Raw genomic sequence first — 17,332 nt, 5'->3', positions numbered from 1 at the left:
TCACCTCATTAATTCTAATTGATAGCTTAAAGCAGCTAAAGCATACAATGGAGCAGTTTCAGCCCTTAAAATTCTAGGTCCTAAACTCATCTTTACTGCATCTTTAAAAAGATGGACTTCACTTTCTGTTAAGCCACCTTCTGGACCAAAAATAATTAAAATTTTCTGTCCATGTTTAAGATTAGAACCAATTTGATGTAATTTACTTGTTTCCCCACGTTTTGCCTCTTCTTCATAAGCTATTAATATATAATCATATTCATTCATATTATCATAAATACCTTTAAAATTCGATTTATACTTAATATCTGGAATTGTAAGCCTCATACTTTGCTCGCTTGCTTCTTTTACAATTTTTTGCCATCTTTCGAGTTTCTTATGAAGTTTCTTTTCTTCTAATTTAACAATTGATCTTTCTGATTGAACCGCAATAAAATGATGAGCACCCATCTCTGTTGCTTTTTGAATCATCCATTCGTATTTGTCACCTTTAATGAGTCCACTAGCAATTGTGACTTCAATAGGAAGTTCAGTTTGTCTTGTTGTATCTTCAAGTGTAAGTACTTCAATACAATCATCATGATAAGCAGTTATTTCAGAAATTAGAGATTTTTTATCTTTAAAAGTTAAAATAATTTTTTGTTCCACATTCATACGCATCACATTTTTAATATGATGTATATCATCAGTATTATGTATAAAAAAACGCTGATTTAACTCAGCGTTTTCGAGTAAGAAATATCTTTGCATCATTTCTCCTACTTTCTAGCTCTTATTGAAACCCATCCATCTTCTCGTAATACTTTTTCGATAGTATAACCAGTTTCTTTTAGTTTTTCAATAATTTCATCAGATTTTTCTTCTATAATTCCAGAAGTAATAAAGTAACCATTATCGTTTAGCCTTGTATAACTATCCTCAATCATTAAATCAATGATATGTGCCAAAATATTTGCAATAATCACATCATACTGTTCAGTTTCTTCAGTCAATAAATTACCTGTATCAGCTAATATATCTTGCTCACAATTATTTTTCTCGAAGTTTTCCTTAGCAACTTTAATAGCTAAATCATCTAAATCTACAGCTTTTATTGATTTGACACCAAGCAAATGACAAGCAATACTTAAAATACCTGAACCAGTACCAACATCAATAACTTTATGGTTTGGGTTCACAACTTCTTCTATATGCTTCAGACACATGCTTGTTGTTGGATGGTCACCAGTTCCAAATGCCATTCCGGGATCAAGTTTTATACATAAATCATCATCTTGGTTATCATATTCTTCTTCTTCCCAACTTGGTACTATAGCAAATCTCTCAGAAGCTTTAAATGGATGGAAATAATTTTTCCACTCATTTTCCCAATCAGATTCTTTAATTATTGTTTTAGAAAAAGAAAGAATTTCTGAATTTATTCCTTCGACATCAGCAATTGAAACTTTAATTTCTTTTTCTAAATCATCTGTAAAGACTAATTCATTAAAGTAACATTTTATCCTAATATCGTTATCAGGATAGTCGTTAGGATTCAACTCATATATTTCACCATATACATCTGCATGGTCTTTTTCTAATTCAGCTGAATCTTCAATTACTACTCCATTTGCTCCTAATTCATTTAAAAGAGCAGTAACAACTGGTTCTGCTTCTTTATTAATCATTATAGAATACTCAATCCAATTCACAGGCTATTCTCCTTTAAAAAACTTTTTGGCTCTATCTTTTAAACTAGATGGTTGTTCTGTTAAATCTTCTCCACCAATTTCAGCAAACTCACGAAGAAGTTCTTCTTGTCTTTCTGTCATTTTATCTGGAGTTACAACTTTAACAGTTACAAAATAATCACCTTTTCCATAACCATGAACATTTTGTACACCTTTTTCTCGTAGTCTAAACTGTTTACCTGTTTGAGTACCTGCAGGAACAGATAGAGATACATTACCAGTTAGTGTAGGGACCGTTATTTCATCACCAAGTGCTGCTTGTGGGAATGAAAGGTTTAGATCATAGAATATATCATCGCCTTCACGTCTGAATTTATTATGAGGTTTAACTCTAAATACTACATATAAATCACCAGCTGGACCACCATTAACACCTGGACCACCTTTGCCTGCAAGACGTATTTGTTGGTCATTATCAACGCCTTCAGGTACTTTAACTTTAATTGTAACTTTTTTGTTTTGTGTACCTTTACCATGACAATCTGAACATTTTTCTTCGAATATTTCTCCAGAACCTTCACATTCAGGACAAACTTTTTGAGTTTGCATTCTTCCAAGAATAGTATTTTGTTCTACTGTTACATGTCCTTGACCATTACAATAAGTACATGTTTTTTTCTTAGTTCCTGGTTTAGCGCCTTTACCATGACAAGTATCACATTCAACGTCTTTGCGAACTGTAATATCTTTTTCAGTACCGAATACAGCTTCTTCAAATGTTAGAGTCATACTGTATTGTAAATCATCACCTTGTCTTGGAGCGTTAGGATCTCTTCTAGCGCCACCGCCACCAAAGAATGAACCAAATATATCTTCAAATCCACCGAATCCAGAGAAGTCTTGTCCACCAAATCCTTGTGAACCACCGAAACCTTGTTGCGGTCCATTATGTCCAAAACGGTCATATTGAGCACGCTTATTTTCATCACTTAATATTTCATAAGCCTCAGATATTTCCTTGAATTTAGCGTCAGCACCTTCTTCCTGATTAATGTCAGGATGGAACTTTTTTGATAATTTTCTATAAGCTTTTTTTATTTCGTCTTTAGAAGCATCTTTAGATACACCTAGCACTTCATAATAATCTCTTTTTGCCAATATAATCTCTCCTTTACACACTGATTTATAATACGGATATGCATTAAAAAAGTCAAAGCCAATCACATTGACTTTGACTTTTTAATAATGAGTATTATTTTTTATCGTCTTCGTTAACTTCTGTATAATCAGCATCAACTACGTCGTCATCGTTTGAAGTAGATTGGCCTTCAGCTGATTCAGCACCTTGTTGTGCTTGAGCAGCTTGTTCATACATTTTTACTGATAATTGTTGAACGATTTCTTGAAGCGCATCTTTTTTAGTTCTGATGTCTTCTATATCAGTGCCTTCTAATGCTTTTTTCAATTCTTCTTTAGCATCTTCAGCTTTAGCTTTTTCGCTTTCATCAACATTATCACCAAGATCAGTTAATGTTTTTTCAACAGTAAATACCATTTGGTCTGCTTCGTTTCTTACATCTATTTCTTCACGACGTTTTTTGTCTTCTTCAGCATTTTTTTCTGCATCTTGTACCATACGATCGATTTCTTCATCAGATAATGATGAACTTGATTCGATTGTAATTTTTTGTTCTTTGTTAGTTCCTAAATCTTTAGCTGTAACATTTACGATACCATTTTTATCGATATCAAATGATACTTCAATTTGAGGTACGCCACGTGGTGCTGGTGGAATATCAGTTAATTGGAATCTACCAAGTGTTTTGTTATCTGCTGCTAATTGACGTTCACCTTGTAACACGTGAATATCTACTGCTGGTTGATTATCAGCTGCTGTAGAGAACACTTGTGATTTAGATGTTGGAATTGTTGTATTTCTTTCAATTAATACTGTAGATACGCCACCCATAGTTTCAATACCTAAAGACAATGGTGTAACATCAAGTAATACTACATCTTTAACATCACCAGTGATAACGCCACCTTGAATAGCTGCACCCATTGCTACAACTTCATCAGGGTTAACACCTTTGTTTGGTTCTTTACCAATTTCTTTTTTGATCGCTTCTTGTACAGCTGGGATACGAGTTGATCCACCAACTAAAATTACTTCGTCAATTTCAGAATTAGATAAACCAGCATCTTTCATAGCTTGTTTAGTTGGACCCATAGTTCTTTCAACTAATTCACTTGTTAATGATTCAAATTTAGCTCTTGATAAAGTAGTTTCTAAGTGTAATGGTCCATTTGCTCCACCTGAAATGAATGGTAATGAAATTTGTGTTGAAGATACACCTGATAAATCTTTTTTAGCTTTTTCAGCTGCGTCTTTAAGACGTTGTACTGCCATTTTATCTTGTGATAAATCTATACCATTTTCTTTTTTAAATTCTTCAACTAAGTGTTTAATGATAACATCATCAAAGTCGTCCCCACCTAGTTTATTGTCACCTGCTGTAGCTAATACTTCAAATACACCGTCACCTAATTCAAGGATAGATACGTCGAAAGTACCGCCACCAAGGTCAAATACTAATACTTTTTGATCAGTTTCAGTTTTATCTAAACCGTATGCTAATGCAGCTGCAGTAGGTTCGTTAATGATACGTTCTACTTCTAAACCAGCAATTTTACCAGCATCTTTAGTAGCTTGACGTTCAGAGTCATTGAAATATGCAGGAACAGTGATTACTGCTTTAGAAACACTTTCTCCTAAATAGCTTTCTGCAGTTGATTTTAAGTTTTGTAAAATCATTGCTGAAATTTCTTGTGGTGTATACTCTTTATCTTCTACTTTTTCTTTATAATCAGTACCCATATGACGTTTAACTGATTGAATTGTGTTAGGGTTTGTTACTGCTTGACGTTTAGCAACTTCACCAACTTGTGTTTCTCCATCTTTAAATGCTACTACTGATGGTGTTGTTCTGTTACCTTCTGGGTTTTGAATTACTTTAGGTTCTCCACCTTCTAATACTGATACTACTGAATTTGTTGTACCTAAGTCTATACCTATTACTTTACTCATAATAATTATTCCTCCAATTTATAGTTACGTTTGAATTAAATTATTTATTCGTTCACTTTAACCATTGCTGGTCGAAGAACGCGGTCTTTTAATTTATAACCTCTTTGTAGTTCTTCAGTTACGACACCTGATTCGAAATCAGGATTACTATCTTGCATTACTGCTTGATGTATATTTGGATCGAATTGTTTATTATACGATTCAATTTCTTCTAATCCATTATCTTTCAATGATCTTAGTAAATCGTTATAAACCATATCAACACCCTTTTTGAATGTTAAAAAGTCTTCAGATTCGCCATCTTGTTGTAAAGCGCGATCCATGTTATCTAAAGCAGGTAATACATCAGTAAGCACTCTTTGTGCTTGATAGTCTTTCATGATACTAGATTCTTGTTTCATTCTACGTTTATAATTTTCAAATTCCGCATATAAACGTAAGTATTTTTCTTCTTCTTCATCAGCTTTTTGTTTTAATTGTTCGAGTTCAGCTTCCGGAATTTCGACTAACTTTTCTTCTTCAACCTCTTCTACATCTTCTACTGAATCATGAGTATTTGCTTCTGCTTCTTCAGTAGCGACAGAATGAGCTTGATCATTTGTTTCGTCGAATTGTTCATTTTGCTTTTCTTCCGTCATTTCATGCCCTCCATATTTTCTTATTTAAAAATGATTCAGTAATTGAATCACTTTGTTATAATGCATAGCAGTTGGACCGATAACGGCTAAATGACCGCTTATATCTCCAGAAATTTCATAATTTGTACTTACAATCGATATACCATGTAAGTCTTTATTAATTTCTTGTCCAATATTGACACTTATTGAATCATTAGTCGTTTCATTTAAAAATTGAGCAATGCGTTCTGATTCAAGATATTTTAATATAGATTGAATCATCGTTATATTCGTAACATCCATTGCCTCAATCAGGTGCATCTTTCCACCTAGAAACATTTCTTCACTTTGATTATTAATTTGAGTTAATAATGCATGTTTAAACTTCTTGATAAAGTTGCGATCTATGAATGACAACGTTAATGATTCTAACGTGTTTATCATTGTAGATAAAGTATTTTGCTTAAAATGTTGATTTAAATAGTTCATTAGTTTCTCTATTTGTTGCTGATTCAAAGATTCTAATACCTGAACATGAATTTTCTCAACATATCCATCAGTAAATACAATGACACTCATTAGATGAGTAGGGTTGACTCTAACAAAATGAATTTCAAATATATATCTTGAAAATTTATTTGGTCCAAGTACAACAGTCGTATAATGTGAACGATTTGATATTTCTAAAGCTAACCATTTGAGCATAGCATTTACATCATATTGGTTTTCATCATGGAATTGATTAAACCAATTTGCGCTTTTCTTACTTTGTGACTTAGACTTTAGTAATTGATCTACATAATGTCTAATTCCACTTTCAGAAGGAATACGCCCAGATGATGTATGTGTCTTTTCTAACAAATCTAAATCTTCAAGTTGCTTCATTTCATTTCTAACTGTTGCTGGACTTATAGGCAATTGATGCCTTTCGATAATCGACTTAGAACCTATTGGTTGTCCTAACTCAACATAATCCTCAACAATCACATTTAATATTTGTAATTGTCTCTCAGTAATCATGTCATCACCTCGATTAGCACTCTCTCTTATCAAGTGCTAATTACAATTTATCAAATTGGTCAAAGAAAGTCAACGTTAAAGCATTCGATTTTTCAAAACTTTTTTCAAAATAATATTTAACTTAACAAAAATCTCTCAAACACTTCATTACCAATGTTTTGACCTCTATTACTCAAACGTAAATAATCATTTTCATCTATTAATAATTCTCTTGAAGTTAATTCATTAACATGATCACCGAACACATCTTCTATTGATCTTTTGAATTTATTTTTAAATTTTGACTTGGAAACACCTGCAGTCATTCTTAGACCAAGAAACATTTCCTCTTCCATTTGTTCTTTAATAGATACATCGCTACTTTGTAATTTTGGCATTTCATTATGATTAATCTTTTTAATGTATTGATTAACGGGGTTAATGTTTCCATATCGAACCCCTTTTATATAGCCATGCGCACCTGCACCAAATCCGTAATATTCTTCGTTTTTCCAATAAACCATATTATGTAGGGATTCATGTCCAGACTTTGAAAAGTTTGAGATTTCATATTGATTTAAATTTGAATTTTTCATTTTTTCCTTTAAATGCTGATACATCTCTTCCCCTAAATCTTCATTTGGTAATTTTAATTTACCTTTTCTATATAAATTATAAAATTGAGTTTTTGGTTCAAGTATAAGTGCATAGCTTGAGATATGATCAACATCTAGCGCTAATGCTTTGTTTAGTGAGTCATCAAATTGTTTTAATGTTTGTCCTGGCAAATGAAACATTAAGTCTAGACTAACAGAATCAATTTGATGCTTTCTAGATAAGTTGACTGCTTTTTCAATATCTCCACTATGATGTGTTCTTCCTAACACTTTAAGCAATTCATCGTCAAATGTTTGAACACCTAACGACAATCTATTTACGCCATATTGTTTTAATAATTTTATTTTAGCTTCAGTCAATTCATCTGGATTAGCTTCAAAAGTATATTCTTTTGTAATTACGAACAAGTCATTAATCGCTTGAAGCAATTTTTCTAATTGTAGTTCTGATAAAGCTGTAGGTGTACCACCACCTACGAACATTGTTTCAACTATTTTATCTTCCCTAGTTGCCATTTCTTTAATCAAGCAATCTAAATATTCATCAACTGGTTGATTGGCTATATAAAACTTATTAAAATCACAATAAGTACAAATTCTCACACAGAAAGGTATATGAATATATACACTTTTAGCCATATAAACTCTCCTTTAAAAATAGAAACAGCTACATATTATGCAGCTGTTTCAAAATTAGTCTTCATCCATTTTAAGTACAGCTAAGAATGCATCTTGAGGTATTTCAACATTACCTACTGATTTCATTTTAGCTTTACCTGCTTTTTGTTTTTCAAGTAATTTACGTTTACGGCTAATATCTCCACCATAACATTTTGCTAATACATTTTTACCCATCGATTTAATATTTGTACGTGCGACTATTTTATTACCAATTGCTGCTTGAACTGGCACTTCAAATTGTTGTCTTGGGATTAATTTTTTTAATTTTTCAACTATTACTTTTCCTCTATCATATGCAAAATCTTTATGAACGATAAAACTTAATGCATCCACTTTTTCACTATTTAAAAGTATATCCATCTTAACTAATGTACTTTCTTGATATCCAATTAGTTCGTAATCAAACGAAGCATAACCTTTTGTATTAGATTTTAGCTGATCGAAGAAATCAAACACAACTTCTGATAATGGAATTTCATAAATAATATTCACTCTAATATCATCTAAATAATCCATTGTTTTAAAGTTACCACGTTTTTTCTGACACAGTTCCATAACAGCACCGACATAATCATTAGGAACCATCATTGTTGCTTTAACATATGGTTCATAAATTGTATTTATTTTTTGTGGGTCTGGAAATTGTGACGGATTATCTATTTGAACTTTTTCTCCATCTGTTAGTTCACATTCATATACAACTGAAGGAGCAGTAGCAATCAATTCAATATTAAACTCTCTCTCAATTCTCTCTTGAATGATTTCCATATGCAATAATCCTAAAAATCCAGTTCTAAAACCAAATCCTAGTGCTTGCGAAGTCTCAGCTTCAAATTCTAATGAAGCATCATTAAGTTGTAATCTCTCTAACGCTTCTCTTAAATCATTATATTTACTATTATCAATCGGATATAATCCACAGAATACCATTGGATTCATTTTTTTATATCCTTGTAGTGGTTTTTCAGCAGGTCTATTCGCTAATGTTATAGTATCACCAACGTTTGAATCTCCAACATTTTTAATAGATGCAACAATATAACCTACATCACCAACTGATAAATTTTGAACTGGAAGTTGTTTAGGTGTATTAATACCTACTTCTGTAACTTCAAATGTCTTCCCAGTAGACATCATTTGAATTTTATCTCCTGCTTTAACAGAACCTTCAACTACTCTAATTGAAGAAATTACGCCTCTGTATGCATCAAATGAAGAATCAAATATTAAGGCTTGTAATGGATTCTCAGGATCACCTTCAGGAGGCGGAACCATTTCTACTACTTTTTCTAAAATATCTTCAATTCCAATATTGGCTTTAGCACTAGCTAAAACGGCATCACTTGCATCTAAACCAATTACGTCTTCAATTTCTTGTTTCACACGTTCAGGCTCAGCAGCAGGCAAATCAATTTTGTTAACCACTGGTATTAATTCCAAATCGTTATCTAACGCTAAATAAACATTAGCTAAAGTTTGAGCTTCTATCCCTTGAGCAGCATCTACTACTAATATCGCACCTTCACACGCTGCCAAAGAACGTGAAACTTCATATGTAAAGTCGACATGTCCTGGTGTGTCTATTAAGTGTAAAATATATGTTTCCCCATCTTTTGCTGTATAGTTCAATCGAACAGCATTAAGTTTAATCGTAATACCACGTTCTCTTTCAAGATCCATAGAATCAAGCAATTGTGCTTTCATGTCTCTTGTCTCTACAGTTTTAGTATTTTCCAATATTCTATCTGCTAACGTTGATTTACCATGATCAATGTGAGCAATAATTGAAAAGTTTCTAATTTTATTTTGGCGCTCTAGGCGTTTAGTTCTGTCCATTTGAACTCCAACTTTCTCGTTAATTTTACATCTCTTAAATGTAAGTCGCATCTTTGATATGATACCGTCTTTATGAAATAAATGCAAACGTATTACCAAACTAACAATAAAGTGGTATGCTTTATAAGGAATGTGCAAATAATGATTGCACTTATGTCCTACATTTGATAAAATATTTTTTGTTGCAATCAAATAATTTTTGATCACGGACAACATACTTAGGAGGTGACTCTCATGCCAAACATTAAATCTGCAATTAAACGTGTTTCTGTAACAGAAAAGAAAGACGCTGCAAACATATCACAAAAAAATGATATGCGTTCAGCTGTAAAAGCTGCTAGAACTGCTATCGAAAATAATGCTGATAACAAAGGTGAATTAGTTTCATTAGCTGTTAAAAAAATTGATAAAGCTTCTAAAAAGAACTTAATCCATTCAAATAAAGCTGATAGAATTAAATCAAGCTTAATGTCTAAAGCTAACTAATTAATAAAGCTACAGAATTTTCTGTAGCTTTTTTATTTTTATATTTTTAAGATGAATAGTTCTAAAATAAGCACTTTATCCATATATGACGATTTTAAATCATAGTCTGTTTCTGCACATACATCAATTGTTGCTAACAATCTTTCCAAAGATAATTTCCTCACTATACGAAGTGCAAGTTTAACTCTATATGGATGAACGCCTATTGTTTTAGCTATTTGTTGTTCACTATAATGCTTACTAGCTAATATTTTACATTGATAATATAATCTATAATTACTTGTTATCAATGCTAATAGTTTAATAGGCTCTTCTTTCATATTAATTAAATCTTTCAATAAGTTTATAGACTTCTCTTTCTGCCCTTTTTGTATATATTCTGTAAGTAAAAATACGTTTTGCTCTAACGAACGACTCACAATATCTTTTACATCTTGTTTATTTATTACCGCTTCATCGCCTATAAATAATACTAATTTATCAAGTTCAGCTTTTATTATATTAAACTGTATACCTGTAAGCTCTAAGAACGCTACTAATGCATCTTCTTTAATATCTTTGTATTGTTCATTTAAATAAGACTTAATCCACTGTTTTATTTCTTGCTCTGTCATTTGATCAATTTTATTTAATCTAGCATTTTTCTTAACAGATTTGACTAACTTTTTCCTTTCATCTAACTTTTCATTGAATACATCAAAAACAACTAATGTTTCCCCGTCATATTGCTCAATAAAACCAATCAATTGATCGTCATTTTGATTAATATTATTTGTTACTTTTTCTCCTGTAAAAAGGTATGCATTCTTAATATGTACAACTTTCTTATCTGAGAGGAATGGTAAAGTTAATGCTTCTTCAATTGCGCTCGAAATGGATGTCTCATATAAATCATATTTTACATAGTTGAACTCATCGCGTTCTCCATCTAAATATTGATTGATAATTTCGTCAGATTTTTTCTCTATTAGTGCATCTACTGCACCATAATTCAACACAATATTATCTTCCAAAATAAGTCTCCCTCTCTTATAAAGTTCTAATTAAGTATAGCATTTTTAAGTTTATTATCATATAATGAATGTAAGTATAGGAGGGAGTCATATGAACAGATTTGAAGGTGAAAATACTCAAGGGCGTAACAATGACGTTAAAGACTCTGGAATGGGATTTTTAGTTGGTTTCTTATTCTTGGCTGCAATTTATATAATTGCTCAAGTATTTAGTTTACTTCCAAATTAAGATTTACATAATAAGACCATTTTTATAAAGCGTATAAAAATTCAATGATTTTTGTACGCTTTTTTATTATACTCATTTAATCCATTATTGACTCTAATACTATTTTCTTCGATTACAAAGTTTATCACTCCATAATCTTGTGTATTAAAGACTTTACATTTATTTCCTTCAAGTTTTTTTACTATTTTCTGGCTTGGCAATCCATATCTATTGTTACGACCTGAACTAATGACACATAATTTAGGGTTTACTTTATATAAAAATTTATCACTTGTACTAGTTGAACTACCATGGTGACCAACTTTTAAAAGATCATAGTTTTGTTTTAAATCATTTATTATAATATCTTCTACTCTTTCTGTTGCATCTCCTGTTGCCAGTATTTTTTTATTGTATGCTCTTATTTCTGTAACGATAGAAGTATCATTTTTATCTTCATGATTTTCACTATCATTATTATATAATTGATAAATAGATTCACCAATTTTTAATTTATTGATATCTCTACTATCTATTATATTTGTGTTAGTATTAGCAACTTCACTTATTAATAACTTTAAATATGGACTATCCCACGTCTTTTGATTGATAACTAAATTTTTAATTTCAACTTTCTTTATCAAATTGCTCAATTCACCCATATGGTCAGCATGAGGATGCGAAATGATTAAATAATCAATTCGATTATAGCCATTCTCATGTAATTCAGGTACTAGCACTGAATCAGTATAAGTAAATTCTTTATTCCTAATTTGCCATTTTTTCTTCTTTCTCTTATCTTTGCCTCCTGTATCAATCATAACTACTTTATCTACATCTTGATGATAAGCAATCATTGCGTCTCCTTGACCTATATCTAAAAACTTCAAAATCACCCTATCATAATTTGGTCTTATGGATATAGCTAAAATTAATATTGAAAATATAGTTATTGATTTAACGATATGTTTTTTAAGCACTAAAATTGAAATTGTTACCACAATCATAAATATTAAAAAATATAAAAATCCATCTAGATTTCTAACAACTAAATCATTGATTGGTATATTATTTATTTTCTCAATTAAGTCAATTGTTTTACTTAGTAAGGTTTCAATAACATCACTCAATAAAAATGGTACTTTTTTAAATATGATAAATATGATTAAAAATGTCATTACGAGAGGAAATATTATTAGCTCAAAAAGTGGAATAAAAATAAAATTACTTATAAAACCGAGCCATTGAAAAGTATTAAAGTGGAGAATCAAAATAATAAATGAGGATAATTGCGATATTATATTTATGGTGAATATTTTATAGAAGGTTGTAAATGTTTTAATAATTGGAATACATAATAGGATAAATGTGGAGATAATATAAGATAATTGGAAGCCAATGTCAAATATGACATAAGGATTATAAAGGGTATATAAAATGAATGTAATAGATAAAATTTGCAATGAATCAATATTCGTAATTCTTTTAATAACCATATATACCATAACGACACCAACAGCTCTTAAAACGCTAGGACTTAAACCTGTCAAAATGGCATATAACGGCAATGCTATAAAAATAATCAACTCCGCATGGTTGTATTTCACATTAATTCTTAGTAAAAATCGAAATAAAAATACATTGACTAATGCAACATGAGAACCACTAACAGCATACAAATGATAAATTCCTAATTTTTTTAATTGCTCTATTCTTTCAGATGATAAATAACGTGTTTCACCTAAAGTTAAGGCAATAATATCATCTATATTTTTTACGTCTAGTTTTTTAAGATTTTGTATTAACCTCTCTCTGTATAGTTGTCCCTTCTCAATAACATTTAAATAACGCTTTTTACAACTTCCTACTGAAAAATTTTTCAGTTTTAATACTCCGTCTATTTCATGCTCTAGCAAATATTCGTTATAATTAAACTTTAAATTGTTAGTGTTAGGCAACGTGATTGTTTTGTTATAAGTAATGATGCAATTCTTCATAAATGGCATTGTGTTTAAAAGCTTATTTTTTTCATGTTCATTTTTCAATTTGTAAAACACTTTATATGATTTACCATTTATATCGCCATTAGCTTGAAAAAAATCTCCATCTATAAGCACTTTATCTCCAAATTCTATTACGTTAGTGTAACTTTTATGATCAATAGGAATATTAAAAGAATCAATTTGAGGTAATAATAACTTTGGATATGTTAAATAGCCCATGAAGATAAACGATAAACTCATTATCATTATTTTAAACGAGTGGAGCTTAATAAAACAGCTTAACGAAATGATAATGAGTATGGATAATCCTACATATAAATTTAGATGAAAAATATAGCCACATAATAAATAAAGTGCAAAATAAAACCACATATATTTATTCAACCATTAATTCAAATATTTAATAATATCTTGTGGATGAAAATCAATTTTTTCATAATGTACACCTGACTGTTCTAATAACTGAATTGCATATGTATGATTATGATAATCTTCAGCATAATAAATTTGTTTAATACCTGCTTGAATTATTGTCTTAGTACAATTTAAACATGGAAAGTGTGTAACATATATTGTTGCGCCTTCTGTAGAAACACCGAGTTTAGCACATTGAATAATAGCATTCATTTCAGCATGTATTGTTCTAATACAGTGACCATCTACCACTAAACAACCATTATCGATACAATGTTCTTCTCCAGAAACTGATCCATTATAGCCACCAGCAATTACTCTATTATCTTTCACGATTGTAGCGCCAACCGATAGTCTTTCACATGTTGATCTTAATGATAAGAGATGACTTTGAGCCATAAAATATTCTTTCCATTGTATTCTTTCCATTCCATATCGACCTACCTTTCATATAACCTTATTGTAATTATTTAAAAGTGTAATTGCAATTTCAATCTAATACAATATATTCCTTTAATGATTCAACTGTTTTTTCTCCAAAACCTTTAACTTTTTTTAAATCTTCAATAGTCTTAAACTCGCCTTTTGTTTCCCTATATTGTACGATTGCTTCTGCTTTATTAGGACCAATACCTGGTAATTTTTCTATTTCTGCTTTATCACCTGTATTTATATTAACTTCTATCTTGTTTTCTGTGGGCTGATTTAACATTGCACTAGAAACATGTTCTCCTTGTGATGGCACATAAATATACATTTGGTCCTTTAATTTCTCAGATAAGTTTATTTTTGTAATATCTGCGTTGCCTTTTATTTGTGCTTTCTTTAATACATCATCTACTCTATCTGATGTTTTCATGTTATATGTATTCGGAAAATTGACTGCACCTTTCACATCTACAATGACATTTTTATTTACTTTTTCTTCTGGTGATGACTTTGCTAACTCTTGTTTATCTTTGTTCTCAATGGACGTTTCAATCGCCTCACGATGAATTGAACGATCTTCCGTATTCATTTGTTCTGAGTCTGGCTCAATAAATAAAAATTTAAATACAACAAATAATAAAATTACGCCTATTAAAACGAAATGATAATTGTTACGTATCCAATCTTTTATTTTTATAACATTATTCAAAAAAACACCTCCTACTTTATTAAACGTAAGAGGTGTAAATGATTACTTATTTTTGCGCAACAATAAAATGTCTATCGCCATCTTCATTGTAATCATCGATATTAAAATCTGTAAAAACGTTCTTCACTTCAAAACCAGCAAATTCTAAAAGTTGTTTATATAATGGTATTTCAAATGTTATTTGATAATGTTCTTCATCAAATCTTTCGTATAAACCATCTTCTCTTTCAGCAAAAAATGACATTTGATGATATACACTATTCGGTTCTTCGCCTGCAATTGCTTGCCAAGTTAAAGTTAAATGTTCTGATTCATCAATATAGTTACAATTATTAAACTGATGATTCATTTTATGAATTGAATGAACATCAAAAATAAGTAAACCATCTTTATTTAAGTAATTGTTTATATAGTTAAATACTTGAAGAACATCTTCCGGATCAGTAACATAGTTTAAACTATCACAAAATATCGTAATGACATCATAATTTTTTGGCAAATCTAAATCCCTCATATCTTGGCAATACCAATCAATATTTGGATTTCGACTTTCAGCTATTTCTAACATTTCAGCACTTAAATCAAGGCCACTAACATTACCAAAGTCTAAAAGTTTAGTAGTTAGCCTCCCAGTGCCACAACCAATATCTAAAATTTCATTATCATTACTTTTTAAAAAATGACCGACTATTTCTTTCCATTTGTCATATGGCTGATCATCAGTTAATAAGTCATAATAATTGCTCATACGATTGTATGCCATTAATTAGCAACCTCATCTAAAGTAATGAATGGTGGTGCATCTTTATATAATCTTTCTAAATTATAATAATCACGTTCTTCTCTATGGAAAACATGAACAACTACATCACCTAAGTCGATTAATATCCATCTTGCTTCGTTAAAACCTTCTAATCTTTTTACATTTATGTCATTAATTTCAGCTTCATCTTTAACATTTCTAGCGATAGCTTGAACTTGCTTATCACTATTACCATGACAAATAACAAAATAATCCGAAATGTCACTTATACCTTGCATATTAATTGCTATAATATCTTCAGCACGCTTATCATCACATGCTAATACACTTTGTTTCATTAATTCATTCGAGTTCATTTAACCATTCCTTTATTGTTCTGAATGCAAATTATAATAATTCAAACATTCAATAGTTTTTAAGTGTACAGTTTTATCTTTATTAATTAAATGTAAGACAGTACGTTTTGAAATTTCATAAACAGCTTTATCTAAGCTACGTTCTTTGAAAACGATATCTCTAATTTCTTCAACACCCGGTGTAGTTCTTTTAGGCTCGATATAATCAGCGATAAAAATAATTTTTTCAGTCTTGTTCATTTGAGCTCTACCTGTTGTATGACTATATATAGCATAATAAATTTCTTCATCATCTATATCATATAGATCTTTAAGACGAGCTGCAGCAACTGGTCCATGTAATATCTCTGATCCATAGCTTAATAAATCATGCCCTAAATCATATTGAGTCACACTTTGATATAAATCTGAAAGCTCTTCATATTTACATAAATCATGCAAAATACCTGCTAATTCAACTTTTTTAGAGTCACCATCAAAAATTTCTGCTATTTTTTTTCCTGTTTCTGCTACTCTAATTGAATGATTATATCTTTTTGAAGGCAAAGTTTCTTCTACTAACTTTACTGCTTTTTTAATTTTCATACAATCGTCCCCTTTTGATATATGTTTCAATTCTTGGTGTAACCAACATCTTTATAGATTGACGATTTTTAGATCGATTACGAATGTCTGTTGAACTTACATCTATTCTAGGTATGTGTAAAGCTAACATACCTTCATGAACATCTTGGGTATCGACTTCTCTATTAACAACTACAAAAGTTAACATATTTTTCAATTCCTCTATGTTTTTCCATTTATTCAAATTTTCATATTGATCGGAACCAATAACAAAATAAATTTGATAATTAGGATATTCACTTTGAAATTCTTTTATTGTATCAAATGTATAACTTGTTCCTTTTCTATCAAGTTCCCTTTTATCAACTACACCAAATTGTAAATCTTCAATCGCTAATTCTAACATATTTACACGTTCAGATTCTATAAGATAAGCATCATTATGTTCTTTAAGTGGAGACTGATAACTAGGTAAAAATATAAATTCATCTGGTTGAATAAAATGATATGATTCACTCGCGACTAACATATGACCAATGTGAATAGGGTTAAATTGGCCACCATATATCACTAATTTTTTCATAAAAATTAAGGCAGTTCTATTTTTTTGTTTTCGTTAGATTCTTTATATATAACAATGATATTTCCAATAAGTTGTACGAGTTCACCATTAGTCTGTTTTGCAAGAGTCGCCGCTATTTCTTTATGATCATCCATATTATTTTGTAAAATATGCACTTTAATTAATTCTCTTTTTTCTAATGCTTCTTTCACTTGTTCTATCATATTTTCATTTAATCCACCCTTACCTATTTGAAAAATCGGGTCTAAATGATGTGCTTCTTTTCTTAAATATCTCTTTTGTTTACCAGTTAACAT

General features: G+C 30.3%; 19 protein-coding genes. 2 read left to right on the top strand and 17 right to left on the bottom strand.

The window, feature by feature from the left end; translation table 11 throughout:
* The 8 genes from LQ609_RS04640 to lepA all read right to left on the bottom strand — a co-directional run bounded on the left by LQ609_RS04640 (nt 1) and on the right by lepA (nt 9,508).
* Nucleotides 1-750 carry a 16S rRNA (uracil(1498)-N(3))-methyltransferase gene (locus LQ609_RS04640; RefSeq protein WP_078356513.1) on the bottom strand — a complete coding sequence of 250 codons (750 nt, stop codon included), beginning with the start codon at nt 748-750 and terminating at the stop codon, nt 1-3.
* Nucleotides 751-758: 8 nt separating this feature from the next.
* Nucleotides 759-1,691: a 50S ribosomal protein L11 methyltransferase gene (prmA, locus tag LQ609_RS04635; RefSeq protein WP_239734384.1), complete on the bottom strand. Its 933-nt coding sequence runs from the start codon at nt 1,689-1,691 to the stop codon at nt 759-761.
* Between the two features lie 3 nt (nt 1,692-1,694).
* Nucleotides 1,695-2,828, bottom strand: coding sequence for a molecular chaperone DnaJ (gene dnaJ, locus LQ609_RS04630; protein WP_078356511.1), 1,134 nt, complete (start codon nt 2,826-2,828; stop codon nt 1,695-1,697).
* 94 nt (nt 2,829-2,922) lie between these two features.
* On the bottom strand, nt 2,923-4,758 hold the full coding sequence (dnaK, locus tag LQ609_RS04625; protein WP_078356510.1) for a molecular chaperone DnaK: 1,836 nt from the start codon (nt 4,756-4,758) through the stop codon (nt 2,923-2,925).
* Nucleotides 4,759-4,802: 44 nt separating this feature from the next.
* Complete coding sequence (grpE, locus tag LQ609_RS04620; protein WP_239734383.1) at nt 4,803-5,396, bottom strand: nucleotide exchange factor GrpE; 594 nt, start codon at nt 5,394-5,396, stop codon at nt 4,803-4,805.
* A 24-nt stretch (nt 5,397-5,420) separates the two neighbouring features.
* A complete protein-coding gene (gene hrcA / locus LQ609_RS04615; RefSeq protein ID WP_218702720.1) occupies nt 5,421-6,395 on the bottom strand; it encodes a heat-inducible transcriptional repressor HrcA in 975 nt (324 codons plus the stop codon).
* 116 nt (nt 6,396-6,511) lie between these two features.
* On the bottom strand, nt 6,512-7,630 hold the full coding sequence (hemW, locus tag LQ609_RS04610; RefSeq protein ID WP_239734382.1) for a radical SAM family heme chaperone HemW: 1,119 nt from the start codon (nt 7,628-7,630) through the stop codon (nt 6,512-6,514).
* A 54-nt stretch (nt 7,631-7,684) separates the two neighbouring features.
* A complete protein-coding gene (gene lepA / locus LQ609_RS04605; protein WP_078356506.1) occupies nt 7,685-9,508 on the bottom strand; it encodes a translation elongation factor 4 in 1,824 nt (607 codons plus the stop codon).
* Between the two features lie 234 nt (nt 9,509-9,742).
* On the opposite strand from lepA, the gene rpsT reads away from it, so the two are divergent.
* Nucleotides 9,743-9,994 carry a 30S ribosomal protein S20 gene (gene rpsT / locus LQ609_RS04600; RefSeq protein ID WP_078356505.1) on the top strand — a complete coding sequence of 84 codons (252 nt, stop codon included), beginning with the start codon at nt 9,743-9,745 and terminating at the stop codon, nt 9,992-9,994.
* Nucleotides 9,995-10,032: 38 nt separating this feature from the next.
* On the opposite strand, the gene holA is transcribed toward rpsT, so the two are convergent.
* Nucleotides 10,033-11,007, bottom strand: a complete 975-nt coding sequence (gene holA / locus LQ609_RS04595) for a DNA polymerase III subunit delta (RefSeq protein WP_239734381.1) — start codon at nt 11,005-11,007, stop codon at nt 10,033-10,035.
* A 91-nt stretch (nt 11,008-11,098) separates the two neighbouring features.
* Here holA and LQ609_RS04590 point away from each other — a divergent pair, with 91 nt between their 5' ends.
* Nucleotides 11,099-11,236, top strand: coding sequence for a YqzM family protein (locus LQ609_RS04590; RefSeq protein ID WP_078356503.1), 138 nt, complete (start codon nt 11,099-11,101; stop codon nt 11,234-11,236).
* 41 nt (nt 11,237-11,277) lie between these two features.
* Here LQ609_RS04590 and LQ609_RS04585 read toward each other — a convergent pair whose 3' ends face one another.
* The 8 genes from LQ609_RS04585 to yhbY all read right to left on the bottom strand — a co-directional run bounded on the left by LQ609_RS04585 (nt 11,278) and on the right by yhbY (nt 17,332).
* A complete protein-coding gene (locus LQ609_RS04585; RefSeq protein ID WP_239734380.1) occupies nt 11,278-13,464 on the bottom strand; it encodes a DNA internalization-related competence protein ComEC/Rec2 in 2,187 nt (728 codons plus the stop codon).
* 141 nt (nt 13,465-13,605) lie between these two features.
* Nucleotides 13,606-14,061 (bottom strand): ComE operon protein 2, encoded by a 456-nt coding sequence (locus tag LQ609_RS04580; RefSeq protein ID WP_078356501.1) that lies wholly within the window; start codon nt 14,059-14,061, stop codon nt 13,606-13,608.
* Between the two features lie 61 nt (nt 14,062-14,122).
* Nucleotides 14,123-14,770: a helix-hairpin-helix domain-containing protein gene (locus tag LQ609_RS04575; protein ID WP_239734379.1), complete on the bottom strand. Its 648-nt coding sequence runs from the start codon at nt 14,768-14,770 to the stop codon at nt 14,123-14,125.
* 46 nt (nt 14,771-14,816) lie between these two features.
* The gene (locus LQ609_RS04570) at nt 14,817-15,533 is read right to left on the bottom strand and encodes a class I SAM-dependent DNA methyltransferase (protein WP_239734378.1); all 717 of its coding nucleotides are present in this window, start codon (nt 15,531-15,533) and stop codon (nt 14,817-14,819) included.
* Nucleotides 15,533-15,889 (bottom strand): ribosome silencing factor, encoded by a 357-nt coding sequence (gene rsfS, locus LQ609_RS04565; protein ID WP_239734377.1) that lies wholly within the window; start codon nt 15,887-15,889, stop codon nt 15,533-15,535. The genes LQ609_RS04570 and rsfS overlap by 1 nt, the downstream gene beginning before the upstream one ends.
* A gap of 12 nt (nt 15,890-15,901) precedes the next feature.
* Entirely contained in the window at nt 15,902-16,474 is a 573-nt protein-coding gene (gene yqeK, locus LQ609_RS04560; RefSeq protein WP_078356497.1) for a bis(5'-nucleosyl)-tetraphosphatase (symmetrical) YqeK, read from the bottom strand.
* Nucleotides 16,464-17,036, bottom strand: a complete 573-nt coding sequence (gene nadD, locus LQ609_RS04555) for a nicotinate (nicotinamide) nucleotide adenylyltransferase (RefSeq protein ID WP_239734376.1) — start codon at nt 17,034-17,036, stop codon at nt 16,464-16,466. Before nadD ends, yqeK begins: the two co-directional genes overlap by 11 nt.
* Before the next feature lie 5 nt (nt 17,037-17,041).
* Nucleotides 17,042-17,332, bottom strand: coding sequence for a ribosome assembly RNA-binding protein YhbY (gene yhbY / locus LQ609_RS04550; RefSeq protein ID WP_078356495.1), 291 nt, complete (start codon nt 17,330-17,332; stop codon nt 17,042-17,044).

This window comes from Mammaliicoccus sp. G-M28 (assembly GCF_022386595.1).
Taxonomy (GTDB): Bacteria; Bacillota; Bacilli; order Staphylococcales; family Staphylococcaceae; genus Mammaliicoccus; species Mammaliicoccus fleurettii.
The sequence above is the reverse complement of the archived record's forward strand: the minus strand, read 5'-3'. Positions and strand labels throughout refer to the sequence as shown.